The sequence below is a fragment of the Acetobacter papayae genome (genome assembly GCF_047721125.1).
Classification (GTDB): Bacteria; Pseudomonadota; Alphaproteobacteria; order Acetobacterales; family Acetobacteraceae; genus Acetobacter; species Acetobacter papayae.
Genome location: NZ_JBDNWF010000032.1, coordinates 1 through 19,011, shown reverse-complemented (window position 1 = coordinate 19,011; position 19,011 = coordinate 1). Strand labels below are relative to the sequence as shown.

Sequence of the window (19,011 nt, the reverse complement as noted above, 5' to 3'; positions counted from 1 at the left end):
TATCCCCCCCGATTCAGGCACGATAGCGGAAGAGTTGCCCGGCCATGCCGGGCCGTGGCACGACCGGTTTACCGACAAGACGCCACAGGAAGTCCTGCAGGCAGTTTTTGGCTTCCATGATTTTCGCAGCCTGCAAACACAGGCTGTGGAAAGCGTCATGCACGGCCATGATACGCTGGTGCTCATGCCCACAGGCGGCGGCAAAAGCGTATGCTACCAGATACCCGCCCTGTGCCGCTCCGGCATGGGTCTGGTGATTTCCCCCCTGATCGCGCTGATGGATGATCAGGTTGCCGCCCTGCGCCAGCTCGGCCTGAACGCGGCAGCCCTGCATTCCGAGCTTGAAGCCCATGAGGCGACACAGATCCGCGCGGACATGGCAACTGGTCGGCTGGATATCCTCTATATTTCGCCCGAACGCCTGCTCTCTTCAGGCACGCTAGACAGGCTGACCCGTATTCCCCTGTCTGTCATTGCCATTGACGAGGCGCATTGCATTTCCGCTTGGGGCCATGAGTTCAGGCCTGAATATCGCGCGCTGACAGCACTGCCCCGGCACTTTCCCGCCGTACCCCGCATAGCCTTGACTGCCACGGCAGATGAGCGGACGCGCGAGGATATTCTTACCGCACTGGATATGCCTCATGCCGAGGTTCTGGTTTCCAGCTTTCACAGGCCTAACCTAAATATCGCGGCTCTTCCCAAAGGCTCCGAGGTCAAGCAACTCATGAGCGTTCTCGAACGCCACAGGGATGCGGCCAGCATTGTCTATTGCGGCAGCCGAGCCCGAACAGAGCGTATTGCCGCGTCACTACAGGAGAAAGGCTGGGCGGCCCTTGCCTATCATGCGGGGCTGTCCCCGCAGGAAAAACGTGCGGCCCTACTGCGTTTTCGTTCGGGTGAGCCGCTGGTTATTGTCGCCACCGTCGCCTTTGGCATGGGTATAGACCGGCCGGATGTAAGGTCCGTCATCCATCTGGATATGCCAGCCTCGCCCGAAGCCTATTACCAGCAGATTGGCCGGGCCGGGCGTGACGGCCTGCCTTCCGAAACCGTGCTGCTGTACGGGGGAGAGGACATGGCCCGTGCGCGATACTGGCTAGATCAGTCCGCGGCCCCTGATTCCGAAAAATGCATCATGAGCGCAAGGCTTGAGGCCATGATCGCGCTGACAGAAACAACCGGCTGCCGCACGCGCGCCCTGCTGCACTGCTTTGGCGAGGAACTGGAGCAGCCCTGCGGACATTGTGACAACTGCCTGCACCCGGTTCTGACCTTCGACGGCACCGAGGCAGCCCGCAAACTGCTCTCTGCCGTATACCGGACAGGCGAATGTTTCGGGGCACTCCATGTCATCAGCGTTCTGCGCGGGCGCATGACAGAGGCCGTGCAGAAACATGGCCATGACAAGCTCTCGGTCTGGGGCATAGGCAACAAAGAGAGTGAAATATACTGGCGCAGCATTACACGCCAGTTGATCGCCAGAGGTGCGCTGAAAACCGAAGGCCGCTTTGGTGGGCTAACCCTGAACCAGCCCGTTGCCCGGCCCATCCTGCGCGGGGAGGAAGCCATTCACCTGCGGGCAGACCCCCTGCGGCCCACGGCGGACCAAAACTCCCGTCGCGCGGGCAGTGCGGCAAATGATGGCCCAGTGCTTGAGCCGGAAAGTCAGGAGCTGTTCAACGCCCTGCGCAAATGGCGGCGGGAAGAGGCACAGGAGCAGGAAATTCCGCCCTATGTCATTTTTCACGATTCCGTCCTGCGTGATATCGCAATGGAAAAACCGCACGATCTCGATATGCTGGGCGATATAAAAGGTGTCGGCCGCTCCAAACTGGAACGCTATGGCGATGCTGTGCTGGAGGTTCTGGCCACGCATGGGCACTAAGACCTGACTGACTATGGACGCGTCAGGCCAAACGCCTTATCTGATAGGGTTCTCACGTTTCGCGCTACAACGGGAAACGTTCCGGGCACCAGCCTAAAGGAAAGGGTGTCATCATCATGCGTTGTCCCTTTTGCGGGCACCACGACAGCCAGGTCAAGGACAGCCGCCCCAACGAGGAAGGCTCGGCCATTCGGCGCAGACGGGCCTGCCTGTCTTGCGGGCAGCGTTTCAGCACGGTTGAACGCGTGCAGTTGCGCGAGCTTGTCATTGTCAAACATGACGGGCGGCGTACCCCGTTCGAGCGGGAAAAAATCGTCCGCTCCATCCATATTGCCCTGCGTAAGCGCCCGGTCTCTGAAGAGCAGATCGAACAGATTGTAACGGGCATTGTCCGCCAGCTTGAAGCCAGCGGTGAGACCGAAGTGACGACCACTCAGGTCGGCAAACTGGCCATGGATGCCCTCAAGGAAGTGGACAGTGTCGGATATGTCCGCTTTGCCAGTGTTTACAGGGATTTTCGTGAAGCACGGGATTTCTCTGAAATTCTGAACTTGATGGAAACCCATCCGCAGCATGACGCAGAAAAAAGCTAGACCTTGCTGCATAAAAGCGCCATGAAACGCACCCACGCGGCAGGAGATACGGATGACAGGATTACAGGACCAACCCCGGCTGACACCAGCCAGCAGGCCACGCACCGCCGCGCGGCTGGCGGCTGTGCAGGCGCTGTTCCAGATTGAACAGAATGGCGACCGTCCGGATAGCGTCATCGAGCAGTTTCTCCTGCATCGTTTCGGCACGACCATGAGCGGAGCAGGCTACGAGGATGGCTGCATCCCCGAGGCCGATACACGCCTGTTCAGCACCATTGTCCGCGATACGGTTTCCTCCCTTACGAGCCTGACCCAGACAATCAGCGACACGCTGCCTGCGACATGGCCCATCGAGCGGCTTGATCCCGTACTGCGCGCCCTGCTGATGGCCGCCATTGCGGAAGCCCGTGCTGGAGATGCCCCGGCTCCCGTGCTGATCAACGAATACATGGATGTTGCACACGGCTTTTTTTCTGGAGACGAACCGCGCCTGATCAATGGGGTGCTGGATACGGTCTTCAAGCAGATGAACGCAGCAGACGGGCATGACACGGCAACGGACACCCAGCCTGACTGACCTTCCGGGAGAGTTCAGCTTTATCCGGCGCTGCTTTGCAGGCCTTGCCGGACCCGCCGCCCTTGACCTGCGCGATGATGCGGCGCTGTACACGCCGCCATCAGGGCGTGAATTGGTCATGGCGGCTGATGCGATGGTTGAAAACGTGCATTTTCTGCCATCGGACCCCCCGGATACGATTGGTGGCAAACTACTGCGCTGCAACCTGTCCGATCTGGCCGCCATGGGTGCCCGCCCCGAAGGCTGGCTGCTGACGCTAGCCCGCCCACCCCATATTACCGATGACTGGTTTGAAGCATTCAGCCGCGGGCTAAAAGCGGATCAGGAACAGTTCGGCCTCACCCTGATGGGGGGAGACACGACTTCAACCACTGGGCCACTCGTTCTTTCTTTAACGATTATCGGCTCTGTCATACCCGGACAAGCAGTGCAGCGGCGTGGTGCTCAGGCAGGTGACGGGCTGTGGGTTAGCGGCACGATTGGCGATGGGGCTCTGGGCTTGCAAGCGCTGCAGGGCGCTATTCCCGATCCTGACGGCAGGCTGGCCCGACGCTACCACACACCGCAGCCACGCATTGGCCTGCCGCTTTACGGGCTGGCCTCCGCCGCAATGGATGTTTCTGACGGGCTGGTGCAGGATGCGGGGCACCTAGCGCGTGAAAACAATCTATGCGTGACCATCCGGGCGGCTGATGTACCCCTTTCGGACGCGGCGCGCGCAACAGGCCCCGCATGGCTGGAAACCTGCCTGACAGGCGGCGATGATTACGAAATTCTCATGGCCATTCCAGCCGAGCGCGAACCCGCAGGGCAGAGGCACACCATCATGCAAACACTGCATGGGCCGGTTCCCCTGACACGTATTGGTGAATTCACGGCCCCCACACATGGGCAACCGGGGGTGCGGGTTGTCGATGCCGCAGGCACTCCCATGGCGTTCAGCCGGGAAGGGTGGAGCCACCTTTAACAGGCGGCTCCATATTTTTGAGCAACGGGCCTTTAGGCCAGCAGCTTTTCATACATCCGATGACGCTTGTAAGGCTGCGGCGCAATGCGTTCAATCAGGGCACGCAGGCCTTCATGGCTTTCCAGCACCCAGCCCAGTTCAATGGTACGATAGGGCAGGGCATGGCCCCGACGCATCAGCTCATCAATAATCAGAACGGGCAGCATGGCACGCAATGCGGTGCCAAGATATTTCTTGCGCACACCCAGCAGCACCACACGGGCCGAGGTGAACTCATGACGGGCAACGCGGGTAGCCAGTTGCAGCCAGCCCAGCGGTGAGGGTGCACCACCCAGATCACCCGCAACGTCGAACATATTAGGCACAACCAGCGCAATGGCCGCTGGCTCGCCGTCCACTTCGGCCAGCACATACTGCTCTGAACGCAAAATGGGTTTGAGCGCTTTGAGCAGACCCTGCACCTCGCGCTGGGTCAAAGGCACATTGCCCCATGTATCTGACCAAGCATCGTTATAGATATCGCGCAGGATTTCGGCGTCTTCGTTGATATGGTCCATCCGCAGGCCACGCATGCGGATATTACCCATCCGGTCGCGCAGGCGCGGCGGCAACTGATTGGCCTGCTCCGCCGCCGGACCGGTTTCCATCCGGTAGGACAGAAGATCCATGGCGCGGGCATATCCGGCCTTTTCCACCGCATCGCCCAGCATGGTGGGGTGCCACGGCGTGCTGATCATGGGGATTTCGTTCTGACCTTCCACCATGATACCGGACTGACCGTTGCTGTTCAGGCTCCATGGTCCGCGAATACGCTCTACCTGACGGGTTTTAAGCCATGCTTCCGCCGCCTCAAGCAGTGGGGCAACACACTCAGGGTCAACCGTATCCAGTGCGCCAAAAAAGCCGGTGCGCGGGCCGGGCTGACGCAGCACCAGCGCATCAACCTGAGCGGAAATACGCCCAACCGGCACACCATCGCGCCATGCCAGAAAATAACAACCAAACCCATGGTCGTAAAATGCCGACTTGCGAGGAGAGAGCAGGTCGCGCTCTTCCATGTCGAGCGGCGGCACATAACCGGGCAGGCCATCGTAAAGTCGGCGCGGAAGCTTTATAAAGGTCGAAAGCTGACGAGATCCCGAAACAGGAGATACGGTGATCTGAATCGGGGAAGACATTGCCACTCCGTCATCTGCGGGTAAAAACCACAGGGGTGATGCCTTATTCCGCCTCGATGGGAAAGGAAAAAATATTGAAATCCGATACAACTGCGCCTTATGCCCCCCGCACGATCCTGATTACAGGCGCTTCTGGCGGCATTGGGGCCGAGCTTGCCCGCCTCTACGCGGCACCGGGCCGCACGCTCATTCTATGGGGGCGTAACGCGCAGAAACTGGGTGAACTTGCCACGCTCTGCGGCGGCATGGGAGCCAGCGTCCAGACCAGACAGGTGGATTTGTGCGATGGGCAGGCCGCGCTGAACGCCTACCGTGAGGACGATGCTGCAAGCCAACCGGATCTGGTCATTCTCGGTGCCGGGCTTTCGGATATTCAAACCCCCGGCAGCACAACGGAAAGCCCTGACAAGGTTCTGCAACTGGCTCAGGTCAATTATTCCACCCCTGTGGCACTCGCTACGGCGGCGGCTCAAGGCATGGCGGAGCGTGGGGGCGGACGGATCGCATTCTTTGGTTCAGTCGCTGCCTTTTACGAAATGCCCTTTGCTGCATCCTATAGCAGTTCCAAGGCAGGGCTCGCATTCTTTGCAAAGGCTGCGGGGCTGGGCTGGCGGCAGCATAATATTGCCGTAACGCTGATTGCCCCCGGCTTTGTGGATACGCCCATGAGCCAGCGGCTTGAAGGGCCACGGCCTTTCCTTGTTTCCGCCAAAAAGGCCGCCCGGCTCTGCGCGCGTGCCATTGAGCGCAAACAGGCCGTGTGCGTGTTCCCGTGGCCTTTCCGTGTGCTGGAAGTGCTCACACGACTGGTGCCGCAGGCGCTGCGTGAGCGTATTCTGCTCTCTCTGGCGGTCGGGCAGAAAGACACGCACTGAAAACAGGCATGCTGCACGGGCCGGGGCAGCTTTATCCCCGGTCGCGTGCGCTTTCCTGCGCCTCGCGCACATACTGGGCATCCTGCGCTGGGGGACGGCCGAACATGCGCCGATATTCCCGACTGAACTGCGATGGGCTTTCGTAGCCAACAGCAAAAGCTGCCCCAGCGGCATCGATATGTTCGCTCACCATACGCCGCCGCGCCTCCTGCAAGCGCCGCTGCGTGCGGTATTGCAGGGGGCTCATATTGGTCGCAGCCCTGAAATGCCGGTGAAACGTGGAAAGGCTCATGCCTGCAATGCCCGCCACACTGGCGATATCAAACGGCTCGGAATAATGCTGCGACATCCAGTGTATGGCGCGGTTGATCTGTGACAGCGCACTGCCTGCGGTCGCGATCTGCTTGAGCGCACAGCCCTGATCACCCTGCAAAATCCGGTAAAGCAGTTCACGCATGATCATGGGTTTGAGGATGGAAATATCCTCGGGCTGGTCAAGCAGACGTAGCAGACGCAGGAGCGGGTCGGTGATGTTGCTGTTTAGCGGGCTCAGCCCCATACCCATGATACAGGCCTGATACGGGTCAACCTGCCTGTCATTGACAACCAACAGCAGTTCCGCGATTTGCGCGGGGTCAAGGGCCAGACACAGCGCCAGATAAGGGCTTTCTGGCGTGGCTTGCGTAATGCAGCCCGCCACGGGCAGATCAACCGCCGTTACCAGATAATGGCTGGCATCGTAGTCGAACACCTTGTCGCGCAGCATGACCTGCTGACGGCCCTGCACAATCACATAGACCTGTGGTTCTGAAACAAAGGTCAGGGGCTCACTCACAGCCTCGGCGCTGTAGAGAGTCAGTTCAGGAATGGCCGTTGCAACCTGATGCTGCTGGCAATGCCGCCTGACAAGAGACTGCAATGCAGCCAGATTATCCGTCATGCCCTGTCCCTTTTGCCACGGCCTGTCGGGCCTCCAGCCATTGATTGCCTGAATCGCGCATATTCTCAAAGCGCAGATATAATAAGGCAACGGTGTGGCGTAAAATCAAACGGATTTTACCGGCTAAAACTCTCCCCCATGACAGGATCAGGCAATAACGGGACAGAATTTGCCATACCGCATCGGGCGTGAGTGTCGCATGGTGCCAAGGCGTTTACAAAGCGGAGAAAAACATCATGGCTTACGCCACAACAAACCCCTACACAGGCGAAACCCTCAAGGTTTTTCCCGATGCGACTGATCAGGAAGTGCAGGCCGCACTGGATGGTGCCTATGCCGCTTTTCTGAACTGGCGCGAGACTTCTTTTGCCGAACGGGCAAAGGTCATGACCGCGGCTGCCACCATCCTGCGTGACAATCTGGATGAGTATGCCCGCCTGCTCACCCTTGAAATGGGCAAGCTGCTGACCGAAGCCCGGGCGGAAGTCATCCTTTCAGCCGAAATCTTTGAATATTATGCAGAACACGCCGAACGGCTGCTGAAAAGCGAAGCCCTGCCGGTCAAGAACCCCGAAGAAGGCAAGGCCATGCTGGTGCATGAGCCGCAGGGTATTGTTCTGGCCATCGAACCGTGGAACTTCCCTTACTATCAGATCGCCCGCATCATCGCGCCGCAGCTTTCGGCCGGCAACACGGTTCTGCTCAAGCACGCTTCCAACGTGCCGCAGTGCGCTGCCATTTTCGATGATCTGATGAAAAAGGCGGGGCTGCCGGACGGTGCCTTCCGCAACCTGTATCTGGCCCGCCACCACACGGAAACCGTGCTGAACGACCCGCGCGTATGCGGTGTTGCTCTCACCGGCTCCGAAGGCGCAGGCTCCATCGTCGCGGCAACGGCTGGCAAGGCGCTGAAGAAAGCGACCATGGAACTGGGTGGGGCAGATGCCTTCATCGTTCTGGAAGATGCCGACCTTGAAAAAGCCGTCAAATGGGCTGTTTTCGGGCGTCACTGGAACGCTGGCCAGGTTTGCGTTTCCGCCAAGCGCCTGATCGTGGCTGACGCGATCTATGACCGCTTTGTTGAGCTTTACAAGAAAGGCGTCGCCGAACTGCGCGCGGGCGATCCGCTGTCTCCCGAAACAACGCTGGCCCCGCTTTCCTCGCAAAAAGCTGCGGACGACCTGCGCAATCAGGTGGAAGAAGCCCGCAAGCTGGGCGCCACGGTTGAAGTGATCGGCGCACCGGTGCCCGAACAGGGGGCGTTCTTCCAGCCGCTTCTGGTCACGGGGCTTGAAAACAACGCCGCGCGCCACTGGGAATTCTTTGGTCCCGTCACCCAGCTTTACCGGGCCAAGGACGAAAACGACGCGATCAGAATCGCCAATGATTCGCCCTACGGCCTCGGTGGGTCTGTCTTTACCCGTGACACCGAGCGCGGCGTGGCCGTTGCCCGGCGCATCTATACGGGCATGGTGTTCATCAACCATCCCACCATGGTCAAGGCCGACCTGCCGTTCGGCGGTGTGGCCCGTTCCGGCCATGGGCGCGAACTGATCGGCCTTGGTATCAAAGAGTTCGTCAACCACAAGCTGATTGACGTTGTGGATATCGACGCACCGTTCTGAGCATCTGCTCATGGGGCCGCCCCTTGCGAGGCGGCCCCAAATGATTCGCATTCCCTGAAAGCAGGGATAAAACACAAAATCAGACGCCGACCGCTTATGTCGGCGGCAATACCTGTTTTGTAATCTTTGAAGAATTCCGTGCACCGTGGCCTGTCGCCACAACGATTAAAACCATTTCCATTGAGAAAATGGAGGTCCGGGCGGGAATCGAACCCACATACGCGGATTTGCAGTCCGCTACATCACCATTCTGCCACCGGACCATGGTGCAGTGGGTGCCTTATCCACTGTTCCGCCTGATTGGTCAAGACGTTGTGTTGTGCGTTTTTTTTTTCATTATGTCACATAGTCGTTGCTTCATACCGGCCACCGGGGTTGGATGAAACCGCACAGACCAGAAGGGGCCGCCCATGACGTTACCCGCCGCCACAAGGATTGACCCAGCTGCCAGCACGCAGGATTGGGACGAGGCGCGTAACCTGATGGTGGATGACCAGCTCCGCCCGTCTGAAATCAGCAATCCGCGCGTTCTCAAAGCCATGCGGCTCCTTGCCCGTCAGGCCTGCGTTCCCGCAGCCCAGCAGGCGCTGGCCTATGCGGATGTCAGCCTGCCACTGGGCACGGGCAGGGTACTGCTGCAACCCTTACTGACAGCCCGGCTTTTGCAGGCAGCCAACCCGCTCCCCGGCCAGCATGCGCTGGTTGTCGGAGCCGGCGCAGGATATAGCGCAGCACTTCTGGCGTCGCTGGGGCTTACAGTCACGGCGGTGGAATCGGATACGGCCCTTTGCAAGCAGGGGCAGGATTTCTGCGCGGCTCTGCCTGCCGTTCACTGGGTCTGCGGTTCTTTGCAGCAGGGGGACGAAACCCGCGCCCCCTATGACCTGATCTATTTCGATGGCGCCATTACAGCGCTTCCTACGTTCTGCCATACCCAGCTTGCAGCGGGGGGCCGGGTCGTCGGGCTGATACACAAGGCGGGCGATCTTTCCGAACTGTTCGTGGCCACTGCTGCCACGAGTGGGGCCGATGGGTTTATTCTAACACGCCTTTCAGAAGCCCGGTGCCCGCTTTTGCCTGAATTCACCCCCACCCGCAGCTTTGCCTTGTAAGACAGGGCTTACGGTGCCTGCCTGAGTGAACACAAAACCACGCACCACGGAGCGGGCTCCTGAATCATCGCACGGGATGGTGACAAGCCATACGCTCTCACGGTAAAAGACAGCCATCATGTTCGGGTGCAGGTAATCGTTCCCGCAGCCTGAAACACAGGCTGATGACAGGAGCCGGGGTATGAAACCCCTGCCAGACAGATGGCAGGGTAATGTGCTCAGGCAAGAGAATGACAGTCCTGCATGGCGGGGGCAGTACATGCCTGCCGCCTTTTTTACGTGGCTTATGGTTGGATGAAGATGCTCAACAAGACCTTTGAACCCGCTCAGACCGAAAAACGCCTTTACGACCTGTGGGAGAGCCGCAAGGCGTTTTCGGCGCAGCCGGGCAGCGACAGGCAGCCCTTCACCATCATGATCCCGCCGCCCAATGTGACCGGCACCCTGCATATGGGCCATGCACTGACCATGACCCTGCAGGATACCCTTATCCGCTGGAAGCGCATGCAGGGGTTTGACACGCTCTGGCAGCCGGGCACCGACCACGCAGGCATTGCCACACAGATGGTGGTTGAACGCGCCGTTGGTGCGGAAGGCTCATCCAGACAGGCCATGGGGCGCGAGGCTTTTGTCGAGCGCGTATGGAAGTGGAAAGAAGAATCCGGCGGGGGCATTACCCGCCAGCTCCGCAGGCTCGGGGCCTCGCTCGACTGGCCGCGTGAGCGCTTTACCATGGATGAAGGGCTGTCCCGCTCGGTGCGGGAGGTTTTTGTAAGCCTGTTCCGTGATGGCCTGATTTACCGCGACCGCCGCCTAGTCAACTGGGACCCGGTATTCCGCTCCGCCATTTCCGACCTTGAAGTGGAAAGCAAGGATGTAGCGGGCAATCTGTGGTATATCCGCTACCCTGTAGATGGTCTGGACGATGTGACCATCACGGTTGCAACCACCCGACCTGAAACCATGCTGGGCGATACGGCTGTGGCCGTTCACCCCGAAGATGAACGCTACACGGCACTTATTGGCCGCTTTGTGCGCCTGCCGCTGACCGGACGCCTTATCCCCATCGTGGCGGATGAACACTCAGACCCTGAAAAGGGGAGTGGCGCGGTCAAGATCACCCCTGCGCATGACTTCAACGATTTTGAGGTCGGCCGTCGGCACGCGCTGCCCATGCTCTCCATTCTGGACGATCAGGCGCGCGTCATTCTTGACGAAATCGATGCTGAACTCACCGCACAGGACGGGCTGGCCGATCCGGCTTTTGTCCGCTCCCTATCGGGCCTGCCGCGTGAGGAAGCCCGCAAGGCCATTGTGGCCAAACTGGAAGAAACCGGCTGGCTGGAAAAAATCGAGCCCCACCGCCATCAGGTGCCCCATGCCGAGCGCGGTGGCGCCGTTATCGAACCGCGCCTGACAACCCAGTGGTACTGCGATGCCGGCAAGCTGGCTGGTCCGGCCATGGAAGCGGTTACCTCCGGCAAAACGGAATTTGTGCCCAAACAGTGGGAAAACACCTTTTTTGCCTGGATGCGCGATATCCAGCCCTGGTGCATTTCCCGCCAGCTCTGGTGGGGGCATCGTATTCCCGCATGGTACGGCCCGGATGAGCATGTTTTTGTCGCACATGACGAAGCCGAAGCACAAAAACTGGCCGCACAGCATTACGGTGAAGCCCAGCCCCTGCGGCAGGATGAGGATGTGCTGGACACGTGGTTCTCCTCCGCACTGTGGCCGTTCTCGACACTGGGCTGGCCCGAACAGACCCCGGAACTCAACCGTTACTACCCGACAGATGTGCTGGTAACGGGCTTTGACATCATCTTTTTCTGGGTCGCCCGGATGATGATGATGGGCCAGCACTTCATGAAGGATGTGCCTTTCCGGCATGTTTTCATCCATGGGCTGGTGCGCGATGAGCACGGACAGAAAATGTCCAAGAGCAAAGGCAATGGTATCGATCCGCTTGAGCTGATCGACGATTACGGTGCCGATGCCATGCGCTTTACCATCTGCGCCCTTACGGGGATCGGTCGCGATGTCAAACTAGGCCGCAAGCGGGTGGAAGACTACCGCGCGTTCATGACCAAGCTGTGGAACGCAGCACGTTTCTGCGAAATGAACGGCGTGGCCCCGCAGCCCGGTTTCGACCCCCATGCAGTGCGCTCACCACTGGGCCGCTGGATCATTGCCGAGGCCGAGACCGCCGTCATCGAGGCCACAAACGCCCTTCAGGCCTATCGTTTCGATGAATATGCCCAGAGCGCGTACCGTTTTGTCTGGAACCGCTTCTGCGACTGGTTCCTTGAATTCGCCAAGCCGGTCTTTACCTCTGACAATGCGGACGAAGCCGCAGAAATCAGGGCCGTAGCGGCTCATGTTCTGGGCATGATCCTGCGTCTGCTCCAGCCTGTGGTGCCGTTCATTACCGACACGCTATGGCATGAATTCGGCTTTGGTGAAGAAGGCAGCCTGATCAACGCTCCATGGCCGCTGCCCGCACAGCCGCTTGAAGCACAGGATGCCCAGCGCGAATGTGACCATATCATCCGCCTGATTACCGAAATCCGTACCGTGCGTTCAGAAATGAACATTCCGCCTTCGCTTCTGGCGCCGGTGCTGTTCAAGGATGCCAGCGCGGAAACGATGGACCGCGTTAACCGCTGGGCGGACTCAGTCCGCCGTATGGCCCGTATTTCCGAGATCACCACCCTTGAGGGCGAAATCCCCAAGGGTGCTGCCCAGATGATCGTGGATGAAGCCACGCTCATTCTGCCGCTGGAAGGGCTGATAGACCTGAGCGTGGAAAAGGCGCGTCTGACCAAGGATCTGGCCAAGGCGGAAGATGAGGTTTCCAAAACCGACAAGAAACTCGGCAATGAAAACTTCGTCAGCCGCGCCAAACCCGAAATCGTGCAGGAAATGCGCGAAAGGCTGGAAGTCCAGCAGGGCGAATGCACGCGCCTGCGTGCGGCTCTGGCACGGATTGGCTGAACAGAGGCACAACCTTCCATCCCGCATGGCGTTAAGCTCCATGCCCTTCCATGCGGGATGGAACAGGAGTGAAAATGATGGAAACGGCAGTTCTGGGTGGTGGATGCTTCTGGTGTCTGGAGGCTTCTTTTCAGGGGTTGAAAGGCCTTAAAAGCGTTACCCCCGGCTATGCAGGCGGCACTGTCGATCACCCAACCTATGAGCAGGTCTGCTCAGGGCAGACAGGCCATGCCGAAGTCATCCGGCTGGAATGGGATCCCGCCGCACTTTCTTTTGAAACACTGCTGCGTCTGTTCTTTGTCGTGCATGACCCGACAACCCTGAACCGGCAGGGCAACGATGTCGGCACCCAGTATCGCTCCGTTATTTTCTACCAGACAGCCGAGCAGCAGCAGACAGCCCGCGCAGTCATGGACGAAATCACGCGTGATAACCTGTGGGGGAGGCCCCCTGTTACAGAGGTCGTGCCTGCCGTTACATTCTGGCCTGCGGAAGAAAAGCACCACAACTATTACGCCCGCAACCCGCAGGCGGGCTACTGTCAGGTTGTGATTGCCCCCAAGGTGGCCAAAGCCCGTACCGTATTCGGCTCACTCTTTCGTTGAGCTGACCATGCCCCCCCGGCACTGAAGGGGCGGCCCGTTATTCCCCGGCTTCATCTTCCAGAAAGAAGCGGTCGCTTTCCTCATCATAATCGAACAGTTCGGCAAAGCGCGCCCAGCCGATAATGGTCTGGAGCGTCTGCCGTGCATAGTCGGGCGACATACTGGCTTCCAGTTCATCCCGAAAGCGCTCGGCCTTAACCGCATGGTTCGGCCGTTCATCCAGCGTGGAGCAGATTGTCTTGACCAGCGGCACGTAATGCCGCAGCGCATGACCCATGATGGCCTTGCGTTCCTCTAGGTCACTCAGAACAAAATGCACACCTTCATTGGTCAGCAGGATATCGCCATCTTCAAGCTCGGCCAGAGCCAAAAGCTCAAGCGATTCTCCCAGCGGGAACAGGTCATCCAGCTCTAGCTGGAGCTTTTCCGCCAGAACAGGCAGATCGGCCCGCCCATTCAGAGGGGATGCCGCCAGCGCTTCCATCATCCCGATCATCATCGTAATGGACACTGGCACCAGCGCCCTGAACGAGGGCGCAAGCGGAGCAGCCTGCGCACCACCGGCCAGATCAGCCTCGGAAATAATGGGGGCGCGCTGGGTCATCAGGGCATAAATATGGTCCACCAACTGCCGGAAAGCAGTGTCCTCACGGTTGCGGGGGTGTGCAAAAGGCACATGCAGCACATGCGCAACCCGCCCCGGGTTGGAAGAAGCAATCACGATCCGATCACACATCAGAACCGCTTCTTCGATATTGTGGGTCACGATCAGCATGCTCTGAACCGGCAGTTTTTTCTCTGACCAAAGCTCGATCAGATCCGTGCGCAGGTTTTCGGCTGTCAGCACATCAAGGGCTGAAAACGGTTCATCCATCAACAACAGGGCAGGGCGCACGACCAGCGCCCGTGCCAGCCCCACACGCTGCTGCATGCCGCCTGACAGTTCCTTGGGCCACGCATTTTCGTAACCACCCAGACCGATCAGGCTGATCGCGTTTTCAACCAGCACGTCCCGCTCCGACGCAGGCACACCGTTGGCGTCCAGCCCGAGCGCCACGTTTTCTTCAACGGTCATCCACGGAAACAGCGCGAACGACTGGAACACGACCGCAATTTCGGTAATGGGGCCGGCCAGTTTCTGCCCCTTCCACAAAACCTCGCCCGAAGTCGGGGGGAGCAGACCCGCCAGAATACGCAGCAAGGTCGATTTGCCAGAGCCCGAACGCCCTAGAAGCCCTACGATTTCGCCTGCGTGCAGTGTCAGGTTTACATCGTCCAGCACCTGTACGTCCGCAGCACTATCCTTATGGTAGAACTGCCGGACATGCCTGGCTTCCGCCAGAACCGTTCCTTCTGGCATGGCCTGGCTTGGTTGGGTCAGAAACTCCATGGCGTGTACGATCCGGTCAGTTGAGTTTGAGACGCCGTGCCGCGAAATCGGACAACGGTCGCCAGAACAGCGTGTTCAGCAGCATGACCAGCACGCACATGATAACCGTGCCAAGCCCGATCTGGTTGATGTCACCACGCAGGGTTGCCTGGGCAATATAGGCCCCGAGCCCATGGGCCACGAGCGTGACATCGCCCCACTGCGCCATTTCAGAAGCAATGGCGGCATTCCACGCTCCACCTGCCGCTGCTACAGCCCCAACCAGATAGTAAGGCATGATACCGGGCAGCAGCACCCTGCGCCACCAGAACCAGCCCCGTACATTCAGGCTGCGACAGACTTCCAGCAGTTCCGCCGGAAGGGATGAGGCCCCTGCAATGACATTGAACAGGATGTACCACTGCGCCCCCAGAATCATCAGGGGGGTGAGCCACACATCCGGCACCAAATTGAAATGTACAATCCCCACCACAAAGACCGGGAAAAACAGGTTGGCGGGAAACGCTGCACAATATTGCGCCGCCAGTTGCGCCCGCCGTGCCCGCACCGGGTCAAGACCCAGCCACACACCCAACGGCACCCAGATAACAGAAGCCAGCAGCAGCATGCTCATGACACGCAGCATGGTAATGCCGCCCAGCACGAACACATGCCCCACTTCCGCCATGGCATAGGTTTCATAAGTGTAGCGGCCAACAAGGAACAGGGCGGCGAGAAAGACCACCACCAGAAAACCCCGCCACAGCCACTCGGATACACCACTGCCAGAGGATGAAGACGGCCGCGCAACGCCCACGGCACGGCCCAGTTTCAGATAGCTGATTTTCCGGGCGGCAAGAAACAGGGCATCCCCAAAGCTGCTGATCAGCCGTGTGCGACGCAGAAACCGCAAAAACCACGGTTCCACAACCTGCACACCACCATCTCCTCCACCCAGCCGAAAGCGCGTAGCCCATGCCGCCAGCGGGCGGAAGAGCAACTGGTCGTAAAGCAGGATAACCGCCATCATGGCGGCTATGGCGGCCCCTATGGCGGCGATGTCTTTCTGATCAATCGCCCGCCCTACGTATGAGCCAATACCGGGCAGAACCACCTCTGTATTCCCAACAGAGATACTCTCCGAATACACAACCATGAACCAGCCACCGGCCATGGACATCATGGCATTCCACACCAGAGAGGGCACGGCGCAGGGCACATCAAGCCGCCAGAATTTCTGCCATGATGTCAGGCCAAAGCAACGGGCGGCCTCATCCAGTTCGGATGGCACGGCACGCAGGCTCTGATACATGCCCAGCGTCATGTTCCATGCCTGACTGGTGAAAATGGTGAAAATGGCCGCAAGCTCGCCGCCCAGAATACGACCGGGAAAAAGGGCGAGAAAAAACGTGACCGTAAATGCCAGAAATCCGAGAATAGGCACGGATTGCAGGACATCCAGCAAAGGAATGAGTATCTGCCGTGCGCGCGCACTCCGGGCCGCCAGCGTTGCGTAACAGAAGGTAAAAACCAGCGATACGCCCAAAGCAGCGAACATCCGCAACGTCGTGCGCAGGGCATAGCCGGGCAGGTAGCTGAACTCGAGATGCACAGGGGTGGCCGTAACCGCCGCCAACGGGCCAAGCATGTGGCGCACGGCTGCCCCTGCAGCAATCGCGCAGGCCGCGACACAGACAAGCAGCAGAACATCCGCACTGTTTACATAACGCTGGCCCAGCGATGAAAACAGCTCCGGTTGCGATGGAAAACCCTGCTGCCGGTCATTCATGAAGAGCGCGTTCCCGTACTGCCAAACCCACCTTCGCCCCGCGCGGTTTCATCCAGACTGGTGCTTTCGCTCCAGACTGCCCGCACGACAGGGGCAACCACCCCCTGAGCGATACGCATGCCGCGCTCCACTATAAAGGGCTCGGCTCCGGTATTCATGACAATAATACCAATTTCTCCACGGTAATCCTCGTCAATCGTGCCCGGTGCATTGGGCAGGACAATACCGTGTTTGAGCGCCAACCCCGAACGCGGGCGTATCTGGAGTTCATAGCCCGACGGCAGAGCGATTTTCAGCCCCGTAGGCACCAACCCGCGCGCGCCCGGTGCAATGACCATCGGCTGTTCCACCGCCGCCAGAAAATCCATGCCAGCGGCCCCTGATGTCGCATAGGAAGGCAGCGGCAGACCGGCACTATGGGCAAGACGCTGAACCTGCACCTGAACACTGCTGCCTGGAGCGATCACACTATTGCCGGAAAGAGGCATGGCTGTTTTTTCCTGTTATCCATAAAATTTCACTCGCACCGGGACTAACGGACATCACGCCACCAGCCAGCAACACGCCCGGCCAGTTTTTTGGCAACGTCGTGCTTGCTCATGCGGGGCCATGTTTCCACACCATCAGCAGTAATGAGCATAATCTCATTCTCATCACCGCCCATAATGCCGGTCTGGGGACTTACATCATTCGCCACAAGCCAGTCACAGCCCTTGCGCGCACGCTTAGCCTGCGCATGCGCCTGCACGGTTTCCGTCTCGGCAGCAAAGCCAATGACAAGACCGGGCCGCCCTGTGCCAAGGGCACAAAGCTGCGCCAGAATATCTGGGTTAGGCACCAGTGTCAGAGCCGGGGGGCGCATATCGCCAGTTTTCTTAATTTTCTGGGAGGCCTCGGTTTCGGGGCGCCAGTCCGCTACGGCCGCGGTGCAGATCGCCACATCGCATGGCAGGGCCTGCATAACATGTGCCTGCATTTCCTGCGCCGTTTCACACCGCACAAGACGAACACCCACCGGAGCCGCGAGCGTTACCGGCCCGCTGACCAGCGTTACATCCGCACCCTGTTCGGCCAGAGCCTGAGCAATGGCATAACCCTGTCGGCCAGATGAGCGATTGGCCAGATACCGAACCGGGTCGAGTGGTTCATGCGTAGGGCCTGCCGTCACCAATGCGCGCAAGCCCGCCAATGGGCCGCTTTTTCGCTCTCTGCTCAGAAAAAAAGCCAGAACAGCGTCCCGTATGGCGGCAGGTGAGGGCAGGCGGCCTGCGCCGAACTCACCACACGCCATCGCGCCCGTATCAGGAGGCAGGATTTTCACCCCGCGTTCGGCCAATACCGCCATATTCTGCCGGGTTGCGGGGTGCTCCCACATTCTGACATTCATGGCCGGCGCCACCATAACAGGCGCATCGGTGGCCAGCAGCAAGGTGCTGGCCAGATCTTCGGCAAGGCCACCAGCCATACGGGCCAGCAGGTTAGCCGATGCTGGGCAAACCAGCACGAGATCAGCCCAGCGGGATAGGGCGATATGCCCCATTTCCTGTTCTTCAGTCAGGGAGAACAGGTCCTGCGCTACGGCTTCCCCTGTCAGGGCCTGAAGCGTAAGGGGTGTAACAAACTGGCTGCCCCCCTTACTCAACACGCAGCGTACCCTCATGCCTTCGGCCTGAAGCAACCGGATCAGCTCGGGAGCCTTGTAAGCGGCAATACTGCCGCTAATGACAAGCAGAACGGAGCGGGGCGTGTCAGGCCGTGCCATGGCAGGTCAGATACGCCAGCCTGAATGAATGGCTGCAATCCCGCCCGAGAGTGACTGGTAACGCACATGCGACAGCCCGGCCTCTCGGAACATGCTCGCCAGCGTTTCCTGATCGGGGAACATGCGGATGCTCTCGGCCAAATACTGGTAGCTATCCCTGTCCTTGGCCACCATGCCCCCCATGGCGGGCAGCACCTTGAAGGACCACGCATCGTAAATGGGGGCGAGTGCTGCGACCTGCACCTTGGAAAATTCCAGACACATGAATCGGCCACCCGGCCGCAGGACCCGGCGCGCCTCACGGATAACAGCCAGCTTGTCCGTGCAGTTACGCAGGCCGAATGCGATGGAAACCCGGTCCACGGACATATCGCGCAGGGGAATGGCTTCGGCATCGACCACGCAGAAAGACAGATCAGACACCAGCCCCTGATTGATGGCCCGATCCCGCCCGACAGACAGCATGCTGCTGTTGATGTCGGTCATGATCGCTGGGCCACCACCACCCTTGAGCCAGCCGAACGTGATATCACCCGTGCCGCCAGCCAGATCAAGCAGGCGCAGGCCCGGCTGGGGGCCCAGCTCGGTCACGAAAATCCGCTTCCAGACCCGATGGATACCGAGGGACATGATGTCGTTCATGACGTCGTATTTGCCAGCAACGCTGTCAAATACCGAGCGAACGAGGTTTTTCTTTTCTTCCTTCCTGACGGAGCGGAAGCCAAAATCCGTTTCTT

16 protein-coding genes and 1 tRNA gene are annotated in these 19,011 nt (G+C 59.4%); 9 read left to right on the top strand and 8 right to left on the bottom strand.

Going from position 1 to position 19,011, the window contains the following annotated elements; all coding sequences use genetic code 11:
* Positions 1-34: 34 nt before the first annotated feature.
* The 4 genes from recQ (at position 35) to thiL (ending at position 4,025) form a co-directional block, all read left to right on the top strand.
* Positions 35-1,888, top strand: a complete 1,854-nt coding sequence (gene recQ, locus ABF757_RS09660) for a DNA helicase RecQ (RefSeq protein ID WP_415482011.1) — start codon at positions 35-37, stop codon at positions 1,886-1,888.
* 116 nt (positions 1,889-2,004) lie between these two features.
* Entirely contained in the window at positions 2,005-2,481 is a 477-nt protein-coding gene (nrdR, locus tag ABF757_RS09655) for a transcriptional regulator NrdR (protein ID WP_415481999.1), read from the top strand.
* Between the two features lie 52 nt (positions 2,482-2,533).
* Positions 2,534-3,058 carry a transcription antitermination factor NusB gene (gene nusB / locus ABF757_RS09650; RefSeq protein ID WP_415481998.1) on the top strand — a complete coding sequence of 175 codons (525 nt, stop codon included), beginning with the start codon at positions 2,534-2,536 and terminating at the stop codon, positions 3,056-3,058.
* Entirely contained in the window at positions 3,027-4,025 is a 999-nt protein-coding gene (gene thiL, locus ABF757_RS09645; RefSeq protein WP_415481997.1) for a thiamine-phosphate kinase, read from the top strand. Before nusB ends, thiL begins: the two co-directional genes overlap by 32 nt.
* Before the next feature lie 32 nt (positions 4,026-4,057).
* Here the strand turns inward: thiL and ABF757_RS09640 are convergent, their stop codons facing one another.
* Positions 4,058-5,203 carry a hypothetical protein gene (locus ABF757_RS09640; RefSeq protein WP_415481996.1) on the bottom strand — a complete coding sequence of 382 codons (1,146 nt, stop codon included), beginning with the start codon at positions 5,201-5,203 and terminating at the stop codon, positions 4,058-4,060.
* Between the two features lie 74 nt (positions 5,204-5,277).
* Here ABF757_RS09640 and ABF757_RS09635 point away from each other — a divergent pair, with 74 nt between their 5' ends.
* Complete coding sequence (locus tag ABF757_RS09635) at positions 5,278-6,078, top strand: SDR family NAD(P)-dependent oxidoreductase (protein WP_234394813.1); 801 nt, start codon at positions 5,278-5,280, stop codon at positions 6,076-6,078.
* A gap of 31 nt (positions 6,079-6,109) precedes the next feature.
* On the opposite strand, the gene ABF757_RS09630 is transcribed toward ABF757_RS09635, so the two are convergent.
* A complete protein-coding gene (locus tag ABF757_RS09630; RefSeq protein WP_415481994.1) occupies positions 6,110-7,018 on the bottom strand; it encodes an AraC family transcriptional regulator in 909 nt (302 codons plus the stop codon).
* Positions 7,019-7,254: 236 nt separating this feature from the next.
* On the opposite strand from ABF757_RS09630, the gene ABF757_RS09625 reads away from it, so the two are divergent.
* Positions 7,255-8,643 carry an NAD-dependent succinate-semialdehyde dehydrogenase gene (locus ABF757_RS09625; RefSeq protein ID WP_415481992.1) on the top strand — a complete coding sequence of 463 codons (1,389 nt, stop codon included), beginning with the start codon at positions 7,255-7,257 and terminating at the stop codon, positions 8,641-8,643.
* A 189-nt stretch (positions 8,644-8,832) separates the two neighbouring features.
* On the opposite strand, the gene ABF757_RS09620 is transcribed toward ABF757_RS09625, so the two are convergent.
* Positions 8,833-8,906, bottom strand: a tRNA-Cys gene (locus tag ABF757_RS09620).
* 147 nt (positions 8,907-9,053) lie between these two features.
* Here ABF757_RS09620 and ABF757_RS09615 point away from each other — a divergent pair.
* From ABF757_RS09615 to msrA, 3 genes are all read left to right on the top strand, one after another.
* Positions 9,054-9,755: a protein-L-isoaspartate O-methyltransferase family protein gene (locus ABF757_RS09615; RefSeq protein ID WP_415481991.1), complete on the top strand. Its 702-nt coding sequence runs from the start codon at positions 9,054-9,056 to the stop codon at positions 9,753-9,755.
* Between the two features lie 300 nt (positions 9,756-10,055).
* Positions 10,056-12,749: a valine--tRNA ligase gene (locus tag ABF757_RS09610; RefSeq protein ID WP_415482010.1), complete on the top strand. Its 2,694-nt coding sequence runs from the start codon at positions 10,056-10,058 to the stop codon at positions 12,747-12,749.
* Positions 12,750-12,826: 77 nt separating this feature from the next.
* Positions 12,827-13,354 (top strand): peptide-methionine (S)-S-oxide reductase MsrA, encoded by a 528-nt coding sequence (gene msrA, locus ABF757_RS09605; protein ID WP_415482008.1) that lies wholly within the window; start codon positions 12,827-12,829, stop codon positions 13,352-13,354.
* A gap of 37 nt (positions 13,355-13,391) precedes the next feature.
* On the opposite strand, the gene ABF757_RS09600 is transcribed toward msrA, so the two are convergent.
* The 5 genes from ABF757_RS09600 to ABF757_RS09580 all read right to left on the bottom strand — a co-directional run.
* Positions 13,392-14,714, bottom strand: coding sequence for an ABC transporter ATP-binding protein (locus ABF757_RS09600; RefSeq protein WP_035370271.1), 1,323 nt, complete (start codon positions 14,712-14,714; stop codon positions 13,392-13,394).
* A gap of 46 nt (positions 14,715-14,760) precedes the next feature.
* A complete protein-coding gene (locus ABF757_RS09595) occupies positions 14,761-16,512 on the bottom strand; it encodes an ABC transporter permease (protein ID WP_415481989.1) in 1,752 nt (583 codons plus the stop codon).
* Entirely contained in the window at positions 16,509-17,000 is a 492-nt protein-coding gene (gene dut / locus ABF757_RS09590) for a dUTP diphosphatase (protein WP_415481988.1), read from the bottom strand. The genes ABF757_RS09595 and dut overlap by 4 nt, the downstream gene beginning before the upstream one ends.
* A 44-nt stretch (positions 17,001-17,044) precedes the next feature.
* Positions 17,045-18,274 carry a bifunctional phosphopantothenoylcysteine decarboxylase/phosphopantothenate--cysteine ligase CoaBC gene (gene coaBC, locus ABF757_RS09585; RefSeq protein ID WP_415481987.1) on the bottom strand — a complete coding sequence of 410 codons (1,230 nt, stop codon included), beginning with the start codon at positions 18,272-18,274 and terminating at the stop codon, positions 17,045-17,047.
* 6 nt (positions 18,275-18,280) lie between these two features.
* Positions 18,281-19,011 (bottom strand): class I SAM-dependent methyltransferase (locus ABF757_RS09580; protein ID WP_415481986.1); only part of this gene is annotated, 731 nt, incomplete at its 5' end.

Excerpts from the sequence above, each read along its gene's own strand:
- ABF757_RS09615 (WP_415481991.1), top strand. The coding sequence starts at position 9,054 with ATGACGTTACCCGCCGCCACAAGGATTGACCCAGCTGCCAGCACGCAG.
- ABF757_RS09630 (WP_415481994.1), bottom strand. The coding sequence starts at position 7,018 with ATGACGGATAATCTGGCTGCATTGCAGTCTCTTGTCAGGCGGCATTGC.
- coaBC (WP_415481987.1), bottom strand. The coding sequence starts at position 18,274 with ATGGCACGGCCTGACACGCCCCGCTCCGTTCTGCTTGTCATTAGCGGC.
- nrdR (WP_415481999.1), top strand. The coding sequence starts at position 2,005 with ATGCGTTGTCCCTTTTGCGGGCACCACGACAGCCAGGTCAAGGACAGC.
- ABF757_RS09625 (WP_415481992.1), top strand. The coding sequence starts at position 7,255 with ATGGCTTACGCCACAACAAACCCCTACACAGGCGAAACCCTCAAGGTT.
- ABF757_RS09640 (WP_415481996.1), bottom strand. The coding sequence starts at position 5,203 with ATGTCTTCCCCGATTCAGATCACCGTATCTCCTGTTTCGGGATCTCGT.
- ABF757_RS09610 (WP_415482010.1), top strand. The coding sequence starts at position 10,056 with ATGCTCAACAAGACCTTTGAACCCGCTCAGACCGAAAAACGCCTTTAC.
- ABF757_RS09595 (WP_415481989.1), bottom strand. The coding sequence starts at position 16,512 with ATGAATGACCGGCAGCAGGGTTTTCCATCGCAACCGGAGCTGTTTTCA.
- nusB (WP_415481998.1), top strand. The coding sequence starts at position 2,534 with ATGACAGGATTACAGGACCAACCCCGGCTGACACCAGCCAGCAGGCCA.
- dut (WP_415481988.1), bottom strand. The coding sequence starts at position 17,000 with ATGCCTCTTTCCGGCAATAGTGTGATCGCTCCAGGCAGCAGTGTTCAG.
- thiL (WP_415481997.1), top strand. The coding sequence starts at position 3,027 with ATGACACGGCAACGGACACCCAGCCTGACTGACCTTCCGGGAGAGTTC.
- ABF757_RS09600 (WP_035370271.1), bottom strand. The coding sequence starts at position 14,714 with ATGCCAGAAGGAACGGTTCTGGCGGAAGCCAGGCATGTCCGGCAGTTC.
- msrA (WP_415482008.1), top strand. The coding sequence starts at position 12,827 with ATGGAAACGGCAGTTCTGGGTGGTGGATGCTTCTGGTGTCTGGAGGCT.